Origin of the sequence: Bacillus sp. DU-106, from assembly GCF_004799705.1 — a bacterium.
In the GTDB taxonomy this organism is placed as follows: Bacteria; Bacillota; Bacilli; order Bacillales; family Bacillaceae_G; genus Bacillus_A; species Bacillus_A cereus.
Genome location: NZ_CP026607.1, coordinates 3,769,499 through 3,786,905 on the forward strand (window position 1 = coordinate 3,769,499; position 17,407 = coordinate 3,786,905).

Genomic DNA, 17,407 nt, shown 5'->3' on the forward strand with positions numbered 1-17,407 from the left:
TACACTCTAATAGTTATAAAAACATAATATATAACTTTAGTTAAATAAATTATATAAAGAAGGTGTAAAAATGAAGAACAAAATAAATTTACAAATGCAAAATATAAGTTTTGTTATAATAATGGCTTTAGCGGTATGGTTAAAAACATATCTTATTACGCGATTCAGTTTTGATTTAAAAATCGAGTCTTCAACGCAAGAGCTCATTTTGTTTATTAGCCCTCTAGCCGCATCATTAGCATTTGTTGGATTAGCATTATTTGCAACTGGTGAAAAGCGAAATTATATAGCGCTCTGTATTAATTTCTTATTAACAATCGTGCTTGTTGGAAATGTAATGTTCTATGATTTTTATAGTGATTTCGTTACATTACCAGTACTTGGACAAACCTCAAACTTCGGCCAATTAGGCGGCAGTATTATAGAAATATTAAACTACAAAATTATACTCGCATTCGTAGACATTGTTTTCTTCTTTATTTTATTAAAAAAGAAATCATTGGTCTTTAAAACAGAACGTGTAAATCATTCTACGCGCTTGTTATACTTTCTTTTAACGATTGGTGTATTCTTTGCGAATCTACATCTTGCAGAAAAAGAGCGCCCTGAATTATTAACAAGATCATTCGACCGAGTCATGCTTGTCAAAAATTTAGGCTTATATACTCACCAAGTATATGACTTAACACTGCAAGTAAAAGCTGGGTCACAAAAAGCACTTGCTGATAGTAGTAAATTACAAGAAACTGAAAACTACGTAAAAGCAAATCAAAGCGAGCCAAACCCTAATATGTTTGGTGCAGCGAAAGGAAAAAACGTAATTGTCGTCACTCTTGAATCCTTGCAGACCTTCTTAATAGGCGCATCAGTGAACGGGCAAGAAGTTACACCATTCCTAAATGAATTCATAAATGAAAGTTATTACTTTGATAACTTTTTCCATCAAACTGGTCAAGGGAAAACATCTGATTCTGAATTTCTAATCGATACGTCGTTGTATCCATTAAATCGAGGAGCTGTATTCTTTACACACGGTAACAATGATTATACTGCAACTCCAGAAATTTTACGTCAGCAAGGTTATTTCACTTCTGTATTTCATGCGAATAACGCAACATTTTGGAATCGTAATATCATGTACTCTGCTCTTGGTTATGATCGTTACTATAATGAGCTTGATTACAAAATTACACCAGAAACAAATTTAAATTGGGGATTAAAAGATATCGAATACTTTGATCAATCAGTAGATATATTAAAAACTGTTAATCAACCATTCTATGCTCGTTTCCTTACTTTAACAAACCATTATCCATTTACGTATGATGAAGATACAAAATTCATTGAACCATACAACTCTGGTAATGGCGTATTTGATCGTTACATCGTAACAGCACGTTACTTAGACGAATCAATTAAAAAATTTATTGAACGTCTAAAGGCCGAGGGGCTTTACGATGATTCTATTATTGTGTTATATGGTGATCATTATGGCATTTCTGAAAAACATAATCGTGCAATGGCACAGTTTTTAGAAAAAGATCAAATAACAGAATTTGATACTCTGAATTTACAACGTACACCTTTATATATTCATATGCCTGGCCAAACAGAAGGTGAAACGATTTCAAAGCCTACAGGACAAATTGATATAAAACCTACTATTCTAAATTTACTTGGGATTGATACTACGAATGATATTCGTTTTGGCCATGATATGTTTTCAGATGAATATACTGGCTTTGTTGTTTTACGTGATGGTAGCTTCGTTACAGATAAGTATGCATACAAAAACAACACTTTCTACGACCGTATAACAGGTGAAATTGTAGATTTACCAAAAAAAGAAGCTCAAGCCCTCATTAAACGTGCCCAAAATGAATTACGAATGTCTGACAAAATTATTGAAGGCGATTTATTACGCTTCTCAGAAAGTAATAAGATTAAAACTGGTGAAGTACAAACTAAAATTAAAGAAACAGAAAAATAATCTATATATGAAAAAGGAGCAACTTATTACAGTTGCTCCCTTTTACTTTTATTCTACGCTTGTTTCTAAAGCTACATCCGTATAGGTATTATCATTACCTATATTTAAAATTACTTCACATTGACGCAATCTCAATTCAAAGAGCATGATAGAATCATGATAGATTTCAGGATTTGATTTCATCTTATGTAATATCTCTTGTTTTTCTTGTATTTCTAAATGCGTGTTTTCTACAGCTTGCTTTAAAGAGTTAAATGGATTCCTAAAGAATATATTAATATCTCGCTCTTGTGTGTTTTCAAATAGCTCAAATTGCAAGAAAAATTTCTTCATAATAGAAGCCGTTACTTCAGTATAATCTTCATTTTCTACATACTGTTTGTATTTGTTATATAGCATAGATTTATTTTTAGGAAGAACTCCAAATAATTTACCGGCACTTTTCAGTAAAAATTGTGCTGGCGTAAATCGACGTAAAATATTTACTTCATCCATTTGTATTCTAGTCGTCATCCTGTCAGTATCTCTGCGCCAGTCATCAAGCACTTTAAAGTCACATTCTAACTGTATTCTATTTTCTCCAAATAGTGAATTAAGCCCTTCACTAAGTTCTTCTAAATACGTTTGACTTTGAAGAAGCTCATTATTAGAAGTTGCAATCCAATTTTGCATAGAAAGAGCCAGATTAGGTAACACAGTTTGTTCTAAATATTTATGCACTCTTTCATTCATTGCTTTATTTAGTTCCGTATCCATGTGCCCGAAATCACTTTCTTCACTAATTAAATTAGAACAGCTCTTTAATATCTTCGGAATATTTTCAGTAAGATCATTTGTAATTTCAGTCTTCATTGAACGATATGATTGTGTAATGAAATGAATTTTTTCCCTCTCAAATGTAGTAAGGTTATTAATGCTACCGTTTAGTTTCACTAGCATATCTTCATTCCAATTAATAGCATCTACCAGATTATTTTCTTTCTCAACACGTTTATCCAAAAGATATGTAATTGTTTTTCGAATGAAAAATAATAACTTTTCAGTACGTTCTGCATCGATATTTTTATGATTAAAGTTAAAATGAATAAACTCAGTTAAATCATTTAATTGTTGACTACTTGTATATAACGAGGAATAAGGGAAAATTCTCGCATACGGGAAATATGTGTTTATTCTCGTTGCCGTATCATGTAATACCCTTTTCACTTCTGCTTCACTGTAAATGTTATCGATTTTATTTAATAAGAAATGAATTTGTAAATTTGGCGTATGTTCTTGAATACTTAATAGAATGTCACGTTCTTTATCAGTAAAAGGTGAATCCGCATTCAATACGAACAGTAATTCGTCTACAGAATTTAAATATTCGAATATCTCATCTCTAGTGTCGTTATTCCTATTAAAGCCAGGTGTCACTACAAATGCAAGTTTATTTTCATTTAAAAATCTGCATGGTAATTTAAATTCAACACACGCTCTATCTCTATATGTTTGATGGTGCTGAGACATCATATTATGGTAATCAGAGACATCTTCCGTTGTTGTAATTGCTGAGTCTGTTATAGCGTTTATTTCTATATGAGCATCATTTTTTAAAACTACTACATTTGAAATTGATTTTTCTAATATATTTTCTCCTAATATAGAGTTAATAAATGTAGTTTTTCCGTTCCCTGAAGTTCCCGTTACTAAAATACGATTTGTTCTTAAATCTGCGAGCTCGTCAACTAACCATTTAAATCGGTGACCTATTTCTATATTCTGCTTTTGTGCCCACTGTGTAATAGATTCAAAAAGGTGTAAGCTGTACTCTAAGCCATTTACATGATTAATAGAATGTGACAGTAAGTTTTCCGCATGTTCTATATTTGCTGAATCTATTTTGGAAGGGAAAATCTCATCCCATGCCAATACAGCTGCAGATGGAAATACAGCATAAGATGGATTGACTACCTTTAACCAATTTGCTAACAGATTTGGTATGATATCGTTTAATTGTCTAAGCGTATATTGACCTTGAATTAATGCAAAGTATGTTTCTTCGTAAAGAGCAGAAACTTTGTTCCATATATCGGACGAATGTATTTCAATATGTAAGAAAAATTCATTTATTGTGTTAAGCCACAATAAGTAATTTTTTTCATTTTTATAACTGTTCCAGAGTGATGAAACCATTTGCGTAAATTGTACTTGATCTACATTATTTAATGTATCTAATGCATCATAAAAATAGTCTGGTGAAATATGTTTAGTAAACCCTTTATCGATATATCCTTTTAACACCTCAAACCAAGGATACGATTCTATGCGAATTAACTCATTCACAGCAAGCTCTACTGCACTATCAAAATCTTGCTGTTCCTCATAAAAGGAACGGGCAATTTTTGTGACATTCGGATAATCAGGATTTAAAGAAACTGCTTCTTTAATAACACCGAAAGCTGAGTCAAAATTATTTTGCTCAATGTAAAGAGAAAGTAATTGTAGTCTAATTTCGGTCATCAATATTTTATTATCAGTAGTAATAGAAGTATAAATATTTTCAGCAAATGATAACTGATTCAGTTCGAAATAAGCATCCGCAATATTTTTTTGTGCCCATGGTGCTAATTCATTACTAACCTTCTCCCATTTAAAAATAGCTGCTTCAAAATCTTGATGACGATAATAAAATTCACCTTGTGCAAAACGAATATAAGACCCATCAGAAATCTCATTTTTTTCTTCGTTTACATAAGCTTGTCCAAGTACGTCAAGAGTTGGTTTTGTTTCATTCTCCATTAGGAATGTTTCATAATACATCTTTTTTATTAATTGTTTTTCTAATCTCATCTTTTCCCCCACTATATCTTGAAAATACATTTTTAAGATATGTCAATACTTTTTGTATGTATGCTTTTTATCTTAACAAAGAATATCTTTTGGAAAATTTCATTTTCCTTTCATTTTTCAAGTTAGATTGAATTTTTATGAGAAAAGTTTCAGTTTTTTTTCAATTACCTTTCAGTTATGAAACAGCATTAAATGTTCCTAATAACCTAATAACACTATAATATTCCACATTATATTATCAAGAAAATCCCATATAAACCATATTATAAAAACAATCTATATTGAATTTATATACATAATTAACTGTGCTGTCAAACAAAAAAAACAACAATAGGAGCCAACAGCTATTCATACCATTTCTTTCTCAAATTGTTTTCCTTTAAAATGTTTCAGTAGTTATGTAATTAAATTCCATTAACCTATATAAATAACTAGTCCAAAAAATATCTATATGCATATCATGTTATAGTAAAGAATTTAGGAGATCCTAAAAGGAGGCATTTTCATGTTTGAAGATAAATCTAAAATAAATTACCCATATGAATTTACTGAAACTACAACAGTTCCTCTAAAGAACCCCATTGATAAAAAATTCAAGAACGGCACAGGTACACATAACTTCCCAATTAAGAAGCACTATAAAGAGCAAGTTCTATACACTGAAAAAATTAATAATAATAAAAATAAGTAATTGTATAGATCTTTATAACAATTAGCTAAATAAGAAGCAACATTCAACCATGCATAGTTATTTAGTTAGTAATGATACAATTCATGCACATTTTAAAAAGTGCTGTATACAGCGCTTTTTTATACATAGATAAATTTAAGCTAACACAACCAAGAAATAAACGGTAAAATTACTCCACCATATTCTCGTTTAACTATTAAATCTACATATGAAAAGGGAGCAACAGTAAATGTTGCTCCCTTTTGAAATATAATTTATTCACTCTACATAACCCTCTTAAACATCTTCTCCAACTCATAAGTAGAATGATGCACAAGAATCGGTCTTCCGTGTGGGCATGTGTATGGGTTTGTTGTTGTACGTAATTCTTCCAGTAAGGCAAATATTTGATCGTTCGTTAAATATTGATTCGCTTTAATGGATGCTTTACAGCTCATCATGATGGCTGCTTCTTCACGTAACTTTTTAATATCCACTTTTTTTAGTTTGACAACTTGCTCCATCATTTCATCGATAATTTCTGTTTCTTGTCCTTTCGGGAACCATGTTGGATGCGAGCGGACGATAAAGGATTGATGGCCGAATTGTTCTAAAAATAGCCCAACTTTTTTTAGTTCTTCTAACTGTTCTTCGACACGTAAAAATTCAGTAAGAGATAGATCAATACGGTACGGTACAAGTAACTCTTGTACTTCTTGCGCTACCCTTCCTACTTTATCACGGAAGTATTCATAATTAATACGTTCCTGCGCGGCATGCTGGTCAATCATATATAAGCCTTTATCATTTTGAGCGAAAATATATGTTCCATGCATTTGTCCAATTGGATAAAGCGGTGGTAAGTCATTCCCGTTCATTTCAATCTCTTTTATTTCCCGAACTTCTTCTTCTAATTCCTCTAGTTCAAAATCCTCTTCATTACTATCCCACGATTTCTCTTCTTGAATTGGTTCTTCGATTATCGGTTTAGTGGATGGTTGCCAACTTTGTTCTTCTCTTATGAGCGACTGTGGTGGTTGCCATTCTTGTTTCGGCGGTTGCCACAGTTGTGGTGGCTGTTTCACAGCCTGCGGTTCTTCTTGTTTTGCATCCATGCCAGTTGGTAAAACAATGTCCGGCATAGATGGTTCTTTCGGCTTCGCATGCTCAAACTGGAACTGTTCTTGCACACTTTCGTCTTTTTCTTTTTTCTTCGTTGTTACGCCTGCATCTGGAATGAGCTGTATTTTTTTAAATGCAGCTTGCAATGTTTCTTCGATCAGCTTTAGCAATTCTTGTTCTTTACTAAAACGAACCTCTAACTTCGCTGGATGTACGTTAACGTCAACTAGCATTGGATCCATTTCAATCGATAAGAAGCCAATTGGATACCGGCCAACTGGCAGTAATGTATGGTAGCCTTGCTGAATTGCTTTCATTAGTACAAAGTTTCGAACGTAACGACCATTTACGATCGTTGACATATAATTACGAGATGCTCTCGTTACTTCTGGTAATGTTACATAGCCTTTAATTGTAAAGTCTAAAGATTCAGCTTCAATTGGAACAAGCTTCTTCGCAACTTGAATACTGTAAATCGATGCAAGTACTTGTCTTACATCACCGTTACCTGATGTATGAAGCAATTTCTTTTCATTATGAAACAGTTTTAACGATACTTCTGGATGTGACATTGCAATACGATACACGATATCTGTAATATTCCCGAGCTCCGTATGAATGGTTTTCATATATTTAAGACGCGCTGGTGTATTAAAGAATAAGTTTTGTACTGTAATATCTGTTCCTTTTCGGCTCGCAGTTTTCTCTTGTTTTATAATGTCTCCACCTTTAATTATGAGGTGTGTACCAGGCGCATCACCTGTGCTAGTAATTAATTCTAATTCACTAACAGAGGCAATACTCGGCAATGCCTCACCGCGGAAACCGAGTGTTCTTATGCGAAACAGATCGTTTTCATCTTTAATTTTACTCGTCGCATGGCGTTCAAAAGCGACGATACAGTCTTCTTCTGCAATACCATCACCGTTATCAATGATACGAATTTTCGATAACCCAGCTTCTTCTAAGTGGATTTCAATAGATGTACTATTCGCATCGATAGAATTTTCCACAAGTTCTTTTACGACTGAAGCAGGGCGCTCTACTACTTCCCCTGCCGCAATTAAGTTAGAGAGTTGGTCATCGAGTTTGCGAATTTTCCCCATCTACTTACTCATCCTTTCTTTAACTTTTTCTGTAAGCGATACAATTCGTTCATCGCTTCTAAAGGTGTCATATCAAGTAAATCGATTTTTTTAATTTGCGCCAATACTGCTGTTTCTTTTTGATCTAGCAGAGGTTTGTCTTGTTTCTTCGAAGACTGTTCTCCTCCAAAGAAAGATAGTTGCGATTCTTCTTCAGTCTCTACTTTCGTTTCCTGTATTTCTGCTATTTCCTCTTTTACAACTACAGGTTCTGGAGCAGCTTCTTGTACTTTCACTTCTACTCGTTTTGGAATAATAATTTCTTCCTGTCCTTCTAGCTGTGCTAACACTTCTTTCGCGCGGGCGATTAAGCTATCTGGAAGCTCTGCAAGTTGCGCAACGTGAATTCCGTAACTTTTATCAGCTGCCCCGTCTTGAATTTTATGAAGGAATACTACTTTTCCATTCTCTTCAATTGCTGAAACGTGTACATTTTTCAGTTGATCTAAACTCTCTTCTAACACAGTCAATTCATGATAATGCGTAGAGAATAACGTTTTTGCACCAATTTGGTCATGAATATGTTCAATGATTGCTTGTGCAAGTGCCATACCATCATAGGTAGATGTACCTCGTCCAATTTCATCGAATAAAATTAAACTTCTTTCTGATGCGTTTGCAATTGCATTTTTCGCTTCTAACATTTCGACCATAAATGTACTTTGACCTGATATTAAATCATCCGCTGCACCAATTCTCGTAAAGATTTGATCAAATACAGGTAATACTGCTTCTGTTGCTGGTACGAAACAACCGATTTGCGACATAACAGTTACAAGTGCTAATTGTCTCATATACGTACTTTTACCAGACATGTTCGGTCCTGTAATTAAAAAGACATCCATCTTCTCTGGCATAATACAATCATTCGGTACATACAATTTCCCGTTCAATACTTTTTCAACGACAGGATGACGACCATCTTTAATAAAGATTTCACGCTTCGTTGTTAGTACAGGTTTTACAAACTGTTCTTCTTCACTAACTGTCGCAAAACTTTGCAGTACGTCTAATTCACTAATTACTTTTGCTAAATGTTGTAATTTCGGAATAAATACTTTTACTTCTTCACGAAGCGCTGTAAATAAATCGTATTCTAGTTGTACAATTTTTTCTTCTGCTTCTAAAATTAACGTTTCTTTTTCTTTCAGTTCATCTGTAATGAAACGTTCAGCATTAGCAAGCGTCTGTTTACGTTCATAGCGACCTTCTGGAAGTGCTGCAAGATTCGCTTTCGTTACTTCAATGTAGTAACCGAAAATACGGTTGTATCCGATTTTTAACGATTTAATTCCAGTAATATCACGTTCTCTTTTTTCAAGCTCAGCAATCCACGTTTTCCCGTTTTTACTCACGTAACGATATTGATCAAGCTTGTCATTATAACCATCTTTAATAATATCTCCATCTTTAATTGAAAGCGGTGGGTTTTCTTGAATACTTCTTCCTAGTAATTCTGTTAAGCTTTCACATGGATCTGCACCTTGAATTAATCTCGATGCATAAGCGTTATCTAACAAACTAATTGCTTCTAAAATAGCTGGCACTTGAAGTAATGAACGTCTTAATTGTAATAAGTCTCTTGCATTTACGTTACCAAATGCAACTTTTCCTGCTAAGCGTTCTAAATCATATACTTCTTTTAACTTTTCTTTTAAATCTTCACGTAAGAAGTAATCATTTACAAACGTTTCAACCATTTCTAAACGCTCTTCAATTCTTTCTTTCTGTATAAGTGGACGTTCCATCCACTGTTTTAACATACGACCACCCATAGCTGTTTTCGTCTTGTCCAATAACCATAATAGTGATCCTGTTTTTTCTTTCGTCCGAAGTGTTTCTGTCAGTTCTAAGTTTCGCTTTGAATGTACATCAATTTTCATAAATTGATTCGTATAATAAATTTCTACTGGTTGCAAATGATCTAAAGAACGTTTTTGCGTTCTTATTACATAGTTAAATAAACGTCCAACTGCTTTAATTAATTTTGCTTGTGAAACATTTTTCACAAGATGTTCTAATCCTTCCGGAATTGCCGTTGCATCTTCATACGAAATCGTCATTTTCAATGTTTCAGTTAACTTGTTTAGTTCATCTTTAGAAAATGAAGAATCAACAACAATTTCTTTCGAACCAGTTGCATACACTTCTAATAAAATATCTTCTACTGAACCAGTCAGTAACGTTACTGTATTTTGTCCAGTCGTTAAGTCGTTACAAGCTAATGCATATGATCCATCTTCAAAATGTGTTAATGCGGCTAAGAAGTTGTTTTCTTTCTCATCAATTGTACGCCCTTCCATCATCGTTCCTGGCGTAATTAATTGTACTACTTCACGACGTACTACACCTTTAGCTGTTTTCGGATCTTCTACTTGCTCACAAACAGCTACTTTATATCCTTTTTCAACAAGTTGTTCAATATAGTTTTTAGCCGCATGATATGGTACACCGCACATTGGTATACGTTCACTACTACCACCATCTCGGCTCGTTAATGTAATTTCAAGTTCATGGGCTGCTTTAACAGCATCCTCAAAGAACATTTCATAAAAATCGCCTAAGCGAAAAAATAAAAAGGCATCTTGATAATCTGCCTTAACCTTTAAATATTGCTGTATCATAGGCGTATATTGAGTCATACTTTTCCTCCATAATTCTTACATGATAATCTATTTTCATATATGTCGCATTTCACGGACACTCTTATCTCCTATTTCAGGAGTCTTTCTTCATTATAACATATTTCATAAAGAATCATGTTCATTCAGCGCCACTTATGTAAAGTAAAAAGCTAGGAAGAACTTCTCCCTAGCTTTCTATTACTCTTCTTCTGCATCAACGATAAAGTTTGGATCTAATTCTTCAAATTCATCATCAGCAATTTGGAAATCATCATCTGATTCTACGCAACCTTCAGGATTTACACTTACACAAATTTTCGTTTCTCCAACTACTTCTGTTACAAATTCACGTTCTACAGTTACAACAATTTTATTACCATTTGGTGATACAAGTGCTTCTAAACAATTTGGCGGCTGAATAACACGAGCAATAATTTCTAAATCGTCACCAGAAAAGTTTTTATCACGATAACCAATACTTACTTCGTCCGTGTAGTTCACACGTTCTGTTACAACTTCAGTCTTTGTATTTCCATCAAATGAATACCAAGTGTTCACATCATAGAAACCTTCAATTTCCACATGTTTTCCATTCTTTCTTGCTTCGTACGAGTGGTTAATTACCCAGCACCCTAAAATACTTGTTGGCTCATTATTCGATTCACATGTATGCGTTGACTTTGTATACTTACGTCCTTTTCCAACCACTGCTTTTGTAATAATCTCTCTAAATTCGGACATTCGTAACCCTCCTCAATCACTATTCACTTAATCATATGCGTGACAATAGCGGAATGTGTCATTCTTTTTTTTGAGAAGACCTTACGTTTAATCCACAAAAAAAGAGATGTCAATATGACATCTCTTTAACAACCACAATTTCCTTTTTTACTTTCTACTGCTGCGCCAGTTTCACCCTTTAGTACATCGCCACCAGTTGAAATTAATATTTCATCTGTTACGTTGTTAGAAATTGTACTAGCAACTAACTGTAATAAGTCATTTACGTATGTTTGTGAAGATTTAAATTGTTGTACGACTGGAATACTGTCTAACTTATCTTGCAATGCATCAATTTCAGCTTCTACCTTTTTTAAAGCTTCCCATTTCCCGTAATGTTGCAAGTTTACTGCTTGTTTTTGCAGTGCTTTAATTTCATCGATTGCGCGCTTTACATTTTCATTTTTATGAATTTGCGCCTCTGCTTTCTTAAAAAAATCAACTTCTTCTGTTTCAGAAATCATTTTTGCTAATTCTTTCGCTTGTTCAACAATGTCATCTTTCGAATATACTTTCATCTATTATTTCACCTCAATCGGCTCTTCAACTAATTCCCCGTTAAGAGACCAAGTTTTTGCTTCCGTTATTTTTACTTTCACAAGCTGACCAATTAAAGATTTTGAAGCGACGAAGTTTACAAGTTTATTCGTACGAGTATAACCTGCAAGTACTTCCGGATTATTTTTACTTTCCCCATCAACTAACACTTCTACAATTTGACCTTTGTAACGACTATTCTTTTCAATTGCCAACGTATTTACTAGTGTATTTAAGCGTTGAAGACGTTCTTTCTTTACTTCCATCGGTACATTATCTTTCATTTTTGCTGCTGGTGTACCTTCGCGAGGAGAGTAAATGAATGTAAAGGCAGTATCAAACCCTACTTCACGATATAACGACATCGTTTCTTCAAATTGCTCATCTGTTTCATTTGGAAAACCAACGATAATATCTGTTGTTAATACTGCATCTGGAATTGCTTCTTTAATTTTTCTTACAAGTTCTAAATAATGCTCACGCGAATATTTACGTGCCATAATTTTCAGCATATCCGTACTTCCAGATTGAACTGGTAAATGGATATGTTCTACTAGGTTGCCACCTTTGCCAAGCACTTCAATTAAGTGATCATCGAAATCACGTGGATGGCTCGTTGTAAAACGAATACGGGCAATATCAACTTTACGAAGTTCGTCCATTAAATCGCCAAGACCGTATTCTATATCTTCAAAGTCTTTACCATATGCATTTACGTTTTGACCAAGTAAAGTAATTTCTTTATAACCATTTGCAGCTAAATGACGAATCTCTTGGATAATATCTTCTGGACGTCTACTTCGCTCTTTTCCGCGTGTATACGGTACAATACAATACGTACAGAATTTATCACAGCCATACATAATATTTACCCAAGCTTTAATATCACCACGACGTACTTTCGGAAGGTTTTCAATTACGTCACCTTCTTTTGACCATACTTCAACTACCGTCTCTTTCGAGAACATCGCATCTTTTAGAATGTACGGTAATCTATGAATATTATGCGTTCCAAATACCATATCTACATGCTGATTTTTTTGCATAATTTTATTTACAACAGATTCCTCTTGAGACATACAACCACATACACCAATTAAAAGGTCTGGATTTCTTCGTTTGAGTGACTTTAAATGGCCTAGCTCACCAAACACCTTATTTTCAGCATTTTCACGAATTGCACAAGTGTTTAATAAAACTACATCTGCATCCTCAGTTGAAAAAGTTGGTTCATATCCAAGTGCGGTGAAAATGCCTGCCATTACTTCCGTATCATGCTCATTCATTTGACAACCATATGTACGAATATAGAACTTTCTTCCTGTACCAAAATTGCGAAACTCTTCAGGTAAGCCAAAATCCCGTTCAATTTTAACTTCTTCTTTCCCGCGCTTTTTCGCATCCTTTAAGGAAGGTGGTTGATATACACTTTCAAAGTATTTACTATAATCTTTCTCTTCTTTTTTCGTAGAGGAATTTGCTTGTTGACTTGCTAATCGTTGTTGCTCGTTCATTGGTAATCTCCTTTCACCCTTAACTATACATACTCTATAGTCCATTTTAATGCGCCTAGACTCACCTCAAAAATGGTTAGATAGCTTGAGAGATAACTTGTCCTTTGAAACTTGAGTAATCAATCTAATCATTCATAAGAATGAAGTCTTCCCCACGCAAATAGACATTCCCTTTTTATCATTTCTTGTTGTCCTACCAAAAAGCATATTGCTTTATCCCTATAAACATTACCATAGTATGATGTATTTCGCCAATTTTAACAATAAAGAGGCCCTTTATTATCTTACATTTCATAAGCAATGAACTTGCCATTTTCATACAACGATTTATATATTATTTTATCATTCTGAATTTTCTAAGTAAATAAGACTACCCTATATTTTTGTACATAAAAAAAGGTTACCAAATCGGCAACCTCCTCTTCTTACATTACATAAATTCAGCAACAAGCTCATCAAACATTTTCTGATCCATATTTAAATCAGATTTCACTAAAGGCTCTTCACTATAGCCTTTAACAAGTTCTTGATATGATGGTTGCTTAGTATTTTGATAAATTAACCCTGTTACTAAACCGTTATTTTCCATTAAAGTTTGCATAGCCATCATGCGATTAGATGGATCATATCCCTCTACTGTGCTTAGTTTCGTTAAATTCTCTTTAAACCAATCGTAAGTATTTACTTTATTGTAAGTAACACATGGGCTAAATACGTTAATTAATGAAAATCCTTTATGGTTAATACCAGCTTCAATAATTTGTGTTAATTCTTTTAAATCACTCGAAAAGCTTTGCGCCACAAATGTCGCACCAGCTGTTAAGGCCATTTCCATTACATTTAGTGATGGTTCAATTGAACCTTGTGGTGTGCTTTTCGTTTTAAATCCAGCTTCACTACGTGGTGAAGTTTGCCCTTTTGTTAATCCGTAAATTTGGTTATCCATTACGATGTACGTAATGTCGATATTACGACGAATAGAATGGATTGTATGACCCATACCAATCGCAAATCCATCACCGTCACCACCTGAAGCGATAACTGTTAAATCACGATTTGCCATTTTCACACCTTGCGCAATTGGAAGGGCACGACCATGAATACTATGCACACCATATGAATTAATATAACCTGAAATACGGCCTGAACAGCCGATACCAGAAATAACAGCAAGTTCATCTGGATTTAGGCCAACGTTAGCTGCCGCACGTTGAATTGCAGCTTGCACTGAGAAGTCTCCGCAACCTGGGCACCAGTTTGGCTTTACACTGTTACGAAAGTCCTTAAATGTTGCCATTTAATACAACCCCTTTTTTGCATTCGTTGTAAATCTCTTTCGGCAAGAATGGGTTTCCATCATATTTTAAAAGACTAGAAATTTTCTCACCATTACCAAGATTCATTTTCATAATGTTAGCAAGCTGACCTGTTGCATTATTTTCTACTACTACAACACGCTTCGCCTTTTTCACAAGTGGATCGATTTCAGCTGTTGGGAACGGGTGAATTAAACGCACATGAGCATGGTTTACTTTCATACCCTCTTGTTCTAAACGCGTCATTGCCTCTTCGATCGCACCACGAGTTGAGTTAAATCCAACAAGCAATACGTCTGCTTCTTCATGCTTAACATTTTTATAAACAGGGGTATTAAACTTCAAGTTCTCCATTTTACGGAAACGTTTGTCCATTTGATCTTTACGGTTTATTGCTGATTCCGATGGTTTTCCAGTTTCATCATGTTCTACACCTGTAACATGGTGAACACCATTTTTCATACCAGGTAAAACACGTGGTGAAACGCCGTCTTCTGTTACTTCATAACGCTTGAAGTATGCTTTATTTTCACGTTCTGGTAATTCTACTTCTAAATCAAGCTTACCACGACGAATTTCCACTTTATCTAATTTAAGTGGTTCTACTGTTTGTTTTCCTAAAGAAAGCTGTAAATCTGTTAAGAAAATAACAGGAACTTGATATTCTTCAGATAAGTTAAATGCTTCTACAATGTCATAGAAAGCTTCTTCAACTGTACTTGGCGCCATTACGATTTTTGGAATTTCACCATGCGTACCGTAAATCATCGCCATTAAGTCAGACTGTTCTTGCTTAGTTGGTAATCCTGTACTTGGGCCGCCACGTTGTGTATCAACAATTACTAATGGAGTTTCTGTAATACCTGCTAAACCGATTGCTTCCATCATTAATGAAAGACCTGGACCAGCAGATGCCGTTAATGTACGAACACCAGCATAGTTTGCACCGATTGCCATTGTACAAGCTGCGATTTCATCCTCAGTTTGGATTACTGTTCCGCCGACTTTCGGTAATTTTTTAATTAAGTATTCCATAATTTCTGATGCAGGTGTGATTGGGTATGCTGACATAAAACGAGCACCACCAGCTACCGCACCAAATGCGATTGCATCGTTCCCAATCATAAACATGCGTTTTTTACCATCAGCTTTTTCAAGCTGCATCATGTTTACTTTCTCACCTAGTAATTCTTTCATATATTGAGAGCCACGTTTAATTGCGTCCATATTCTTTTGAACGACTTGCTCTCCTTTACGACCAAAGATTTCTTCAACAACATCTAAATAAGCTGTTTCATCTAATCCTAATACTGCACTTGACGCTCCAACAGCAACCATGTTTTTCATTAATGATGTGCCTAATTCTGAAGCAATATCTGTAAACGGTATCACATATAGATTTACATCTGTATTGTCGGGTATTGTTGGATTAAATTTCGCATCTGCAACTACAATTCCACCTGGACGTAGTTCGTGGAAGTTAAAATCAATTGTTTCTTGGTCAAAAGCAATTAAAATATCTAAATCATCTGAGATCGCGCGTACTTCTGTTGTACTTACACGAATTTTATTATTTGTATGGCCGCCTTTTATACGTGATGAGAAGTGGCGGTAACCGTATAGGTAATATCCTAATCGGTTTAATGCAATACAGAAGATTTCTCCTGTACTTTCAATTCCTTCACCTTGTTGGCCTCCAACTTTCCATGAAAGTTGACTAATCATCTCCTACACCCCTTTTGGCTGCATTCATTGTAGTGTATTTTTTTACAGTAATAGTTTAGCATTTTTTATGCAAATAAACTACAACGGACGCAAATTATGCCTCTTCTGATTTCCCTGAATCTTTAGTATAAAGCTATTTTGTTTTTCATTCTAGTATTAGGTCTTAAAAAAAGCAATAAAATCAAATGAATTAATTTTAATTTTTCCGAATTTTAAACCAAAACTTAAAAACTCATATGTTCTACAAAATTATCATATAAAAATCGTTCTACAGTAGATGCAGCATAGTGTTTACAAAGCTCATTCATTACATTTTCATAATCTCGATAAACTGATACATTTACAACTGTTTCTAAAATCCCATCAAAATCTGAACCAAATCCTATATTGTACTCTCCACCTAATGAACAAATATATTCGATATGTCTTACTATATCTGTTATATTTGCTTCATTTTCATTCGTTAGAAACTGCGGTACAAAAGTGACACCGATCATGCCATTTTTCTTTATAAGAGCTTTAAGTTGTTCATCGTTTAAATTACGTGGGTGCTCGCAAAGTTTCATACAATTTGAGTGGGAAGCAATAGGATTTTTTGCAATCTCTATAACATCCCAAAAACTTCTTTCATTCAGATGAGACACATCAGTCCATACATGTAGCGCATTCAGTTCTTGTACAACCTGTTTACCAAAATTCGTTAAACCCGCCCCACGTGTCTCTAGCGCACCATCAGCTAAGAGATTGGCATAATTCCATGTTAGTCCAAAAGAACGTACTCCTAGGCGATACAACAACCGTAATTTCATTGCTTCTTTTCCAATTGCTTCGCATCCTTCTAGTGTTAATATCGCTCCAACCTCGTCCTGTTTTAACATGTTAATATCATCTTTTGTCTGAATAAACTTTACACCTGGTAGGGATAAAATTTCATTATAAAAAATATCTACCATTTGTAATGCTGCTTCAAATCGGTTTTCATATGCCACTGTTTCTGGTACATATATAGCAAAACATTGTATACTTCCTTTTCTTCTCTTTAACTGTTCAAATGTAATATGTAATTGTGAATCATCGTTAAAATTCCTTTTCCCTTGTGCACTCCATAACTGAAGAAGCACGTCACAATGAGCATCAAAAATTTTCATTTTC

General features: G+C 34.3%; 11 protein-coding genes. 2 read left to right on the top strand and 9 right to left on the bottom strand.

The window, feature by feature from the left end; genetic code table 11:
• Positions 1–70: 70 nt before the first annotated feature.
• Positions 71–1,990: an LTA synthase family protein gene (locus C3Y97_RS19030; RefSeq protein WP_136363613.1), complete on the top strand. Its 1,920-nt coding sequence runs from the start codon at positions 71–73 to the stop codon at positions 1,988–1,990.
• Between the two features lie 48 nt (positions 1,991–2,038).
• On the opposite strand, the gene C3Y97_RS19035 is transcribed toward C3Y97_RS19030, so the two are convergent.
• Positions 2,039–4,822 (bottom strand): dynamin family protein, encoded by a 2,784-nt coding sequence (locus tag C3Y97_RS19035; RefSeq protein ID WP_001235314.1) that lies wholly within the window; start codon positions 4,820–4,822, stop codon positions 2,039–2,041.
• Between the two features lie 505 nt (positions 4,823–5,327).
• Here C3Y97_RS19035 and C3Y97_RS19040 point away from each other — a divergent pair.
• Positions 5,328–5,513: a hypothetical protein gene (locus tag C3Y97_RS19040; RefSeq protein WP_000461138.1), complete on the top strand. Its 186-nt coding sequence runs from the start codon at positions 5,328–5,330 to the stop codon at positions 5,511–5,513.
• 263 nt (positions 5,514–5,776) lie between these two features.
• Here the strand turns inward: C3Y97_RS19040 and mutL are convergent, their stop codons facing one another.
• The 8 genes from mutL to C3Y97_RS19080 all read right to left on the bottom strand — a co-directional run bounded on the left by mutL (position 5,777) and on the right by C3Y97_RS19080 (position 17,403).
• Positions 5,777–7,720, bottom strand: coding sequence for a DNA mismatch repair endonuclease MutL (gene mutL / locus C3Y97_RS19045; RefSeq protein ID WP_000516465.1), 1,944 nt, complete (start codon positions 7,718–7,720; stop codon positions 5,777–5,779).
• A gap of 8 nt (positions 7,721–7,728) precedes the next feature.
• Positions 7,729–10,401 carry a DNA mismatch repair protein MutS gene (gene mutS / locus C3Y97_RS19050; RefSeq protein ID WP_000196021.1) on the bottom strand — a complete coding sequence of 891 codons (2,673 nt, stop codon included), beginning with the start codon at positions 10,399–10,401 and terminating at the stop codon, positions 7,729–7,731.
• Between the two features lie 180 nt (positions 10,402–10,581).
• On the bottom strand, positions 10,582–11,124 hold the full coding sequence (cotE, locus tag C3Y97_RS19055) for an outer spore coat protein CotE (protein WP_001288799.1): 543 nt from the start codon (positions 11,122–11,124) through the stop codon (positions 10,582–10,584).
• Positions 11,125–11,249: 125 nt separating this feature from the next.
• The gene (locus C3Y97_RS19060) at positions 11,250–11,681 is read right to left on the bottom strand and encodes a YlbF/YmcA family competence regulator (protein ID WP_000870461.1); all 432 of its coding nucleotides are present in this window, start codon (positions 11,679–11,681) and stop codon (positions 11,250–11,252) included.
• A 3-nt stretch (positions 11,682–11,684) separates the two neighbouring features.
• Positions 11,685–13,214 (bottom strand): tRNA (N6-isopentenyl adenosine(37)-C2)-methylthiotransferase MiaB, encoded by a 1,530-nt coding sequence (gene miaB, locus C3Y97_RS19065; RefSeq protein WP_001005386.1) that lies wholly within the window; start codon positions 13,212–13,214, stop codon positions 11,685–11,687.
• A 430-nt stretch (positions 13,215–13,644) separates the two neighbouring features.
• On the bottom strand, positions 13,645–14,511 hold the full coding sequence (locus C3Y97_RS19070; protein WP_000190155.1) for a 2-oxoacid:ferredoxin oxidoreductase subunit beta: 867 nt from the start codon (positions 14,509–14,511) through the stop codon (positions 13,645–13,647).
• Positions 14,498–16,255: a 2-oxoacid:acceptor oxidoreductase subunit alpha gene (locus C3Y97_RS19075; RefSeq protein WP_000625418.1), complete on the bottom strand. Its 1,758-nt coding sequence runs from the start codon at positions 16,253–16,255 to the stop codon at positions 14,498–14,500. Before C3Y97_RS19075 ends, C3Y97_RS19070 begins: the two co-directional genes overlap by 14 nt.
• Positions 16,256–16,479: 224 nt before the next feature.
• Complete coding sequence (locus C3Y97_RS19080) at positions 16,480–17,403, bottom strand: dipeptidase (protein WP_000688045.1); 924 nt, start codon at positions 17,401–17,403, stop codon at positions 16,480–16,482.
• Positions 17,404–17,407: the final 4 nt, after the last annotated feature.

Excerpts from the sequence above, each read along its gene's own strand:
- C3Y97_RS19080 (WP_000688045.1), bottom strand. The coding sequence starts at position 17,403 with ATGAAAATTTTTGATGCTCATTGTGACGTGCTTCTTCAGTTATGGAGT.
- C3Y97_RS19030 (WP_136363613.1), top strand. The coding sequence starts at position 71 with ATGAAGAACAAAATAAATTTACAAATGCAAAATATAAGTTTTGTTATA.
- C3Y97_RS19035 (WP_001235314.1), bottom strand. The coding sequence starts at position 4,822 with ATGAGATTAGAAAAACAATTAATAAAAAAGATGTATTATGAAACATTC.
- C3Y97_RS19040 (WP_000461138.1), top strand. The coding sequence starts at position 5,328 with ATGTTTGAAGATAAATCTAAAATAAATTACCCATATGAATTTACTGAA.
- C3Y97_RS19060 (WP_000870461.1), bottom strand. The coding sequence starts at position 11,681 with ATGAAAGTATATTCGAAAGATGACATTGTTGAACAAGCGAAAGAATTA.
- mutS (WP_000196021.1), bottom strand. The coding sequence starts at position 10,401 with ATGACTCAATATACGCCTATGATACAGCAATATTTAAAGGTTAAGGCA.
- cotE (WP_001288799.1), bottom strand. The coding sequence starts at position 11,124 with ATGTCCGAATTTAGAGAGATTATTACAAAAGCAGTGGTTGGAAAAGGA.
- C3Y97_RS19075 (WP_000625418.1), bottom strand. The coding sequence starts at position 16,255 with ATGATTAGTCAACTTTCATGGAAAGTTGGAGGCCAACAAGGTGAAGGA.
- miaB (WP_001005386.1), bottom strand. The coding sequence starts at position 13,214 with ATGAACGAGCAACAACGATTAGCAAGTCAACAAGCAAATTCCTCTACG.
- mutL (WP_000516465.1), bottom strand. The coding sequence starts at position 7,720 with ATGGGGAAAATTCGCAAACTCGATGACCAACTCTCTAACTTAATTGCG.
- C3Y97_RS19070 (WP_000190155.1), bottom strand. The coding sequence starts at position 14,511 with ATGGCAACATTTAAGGACTTTCGTAACAGTGTAAAGCCAAACTGGTGC.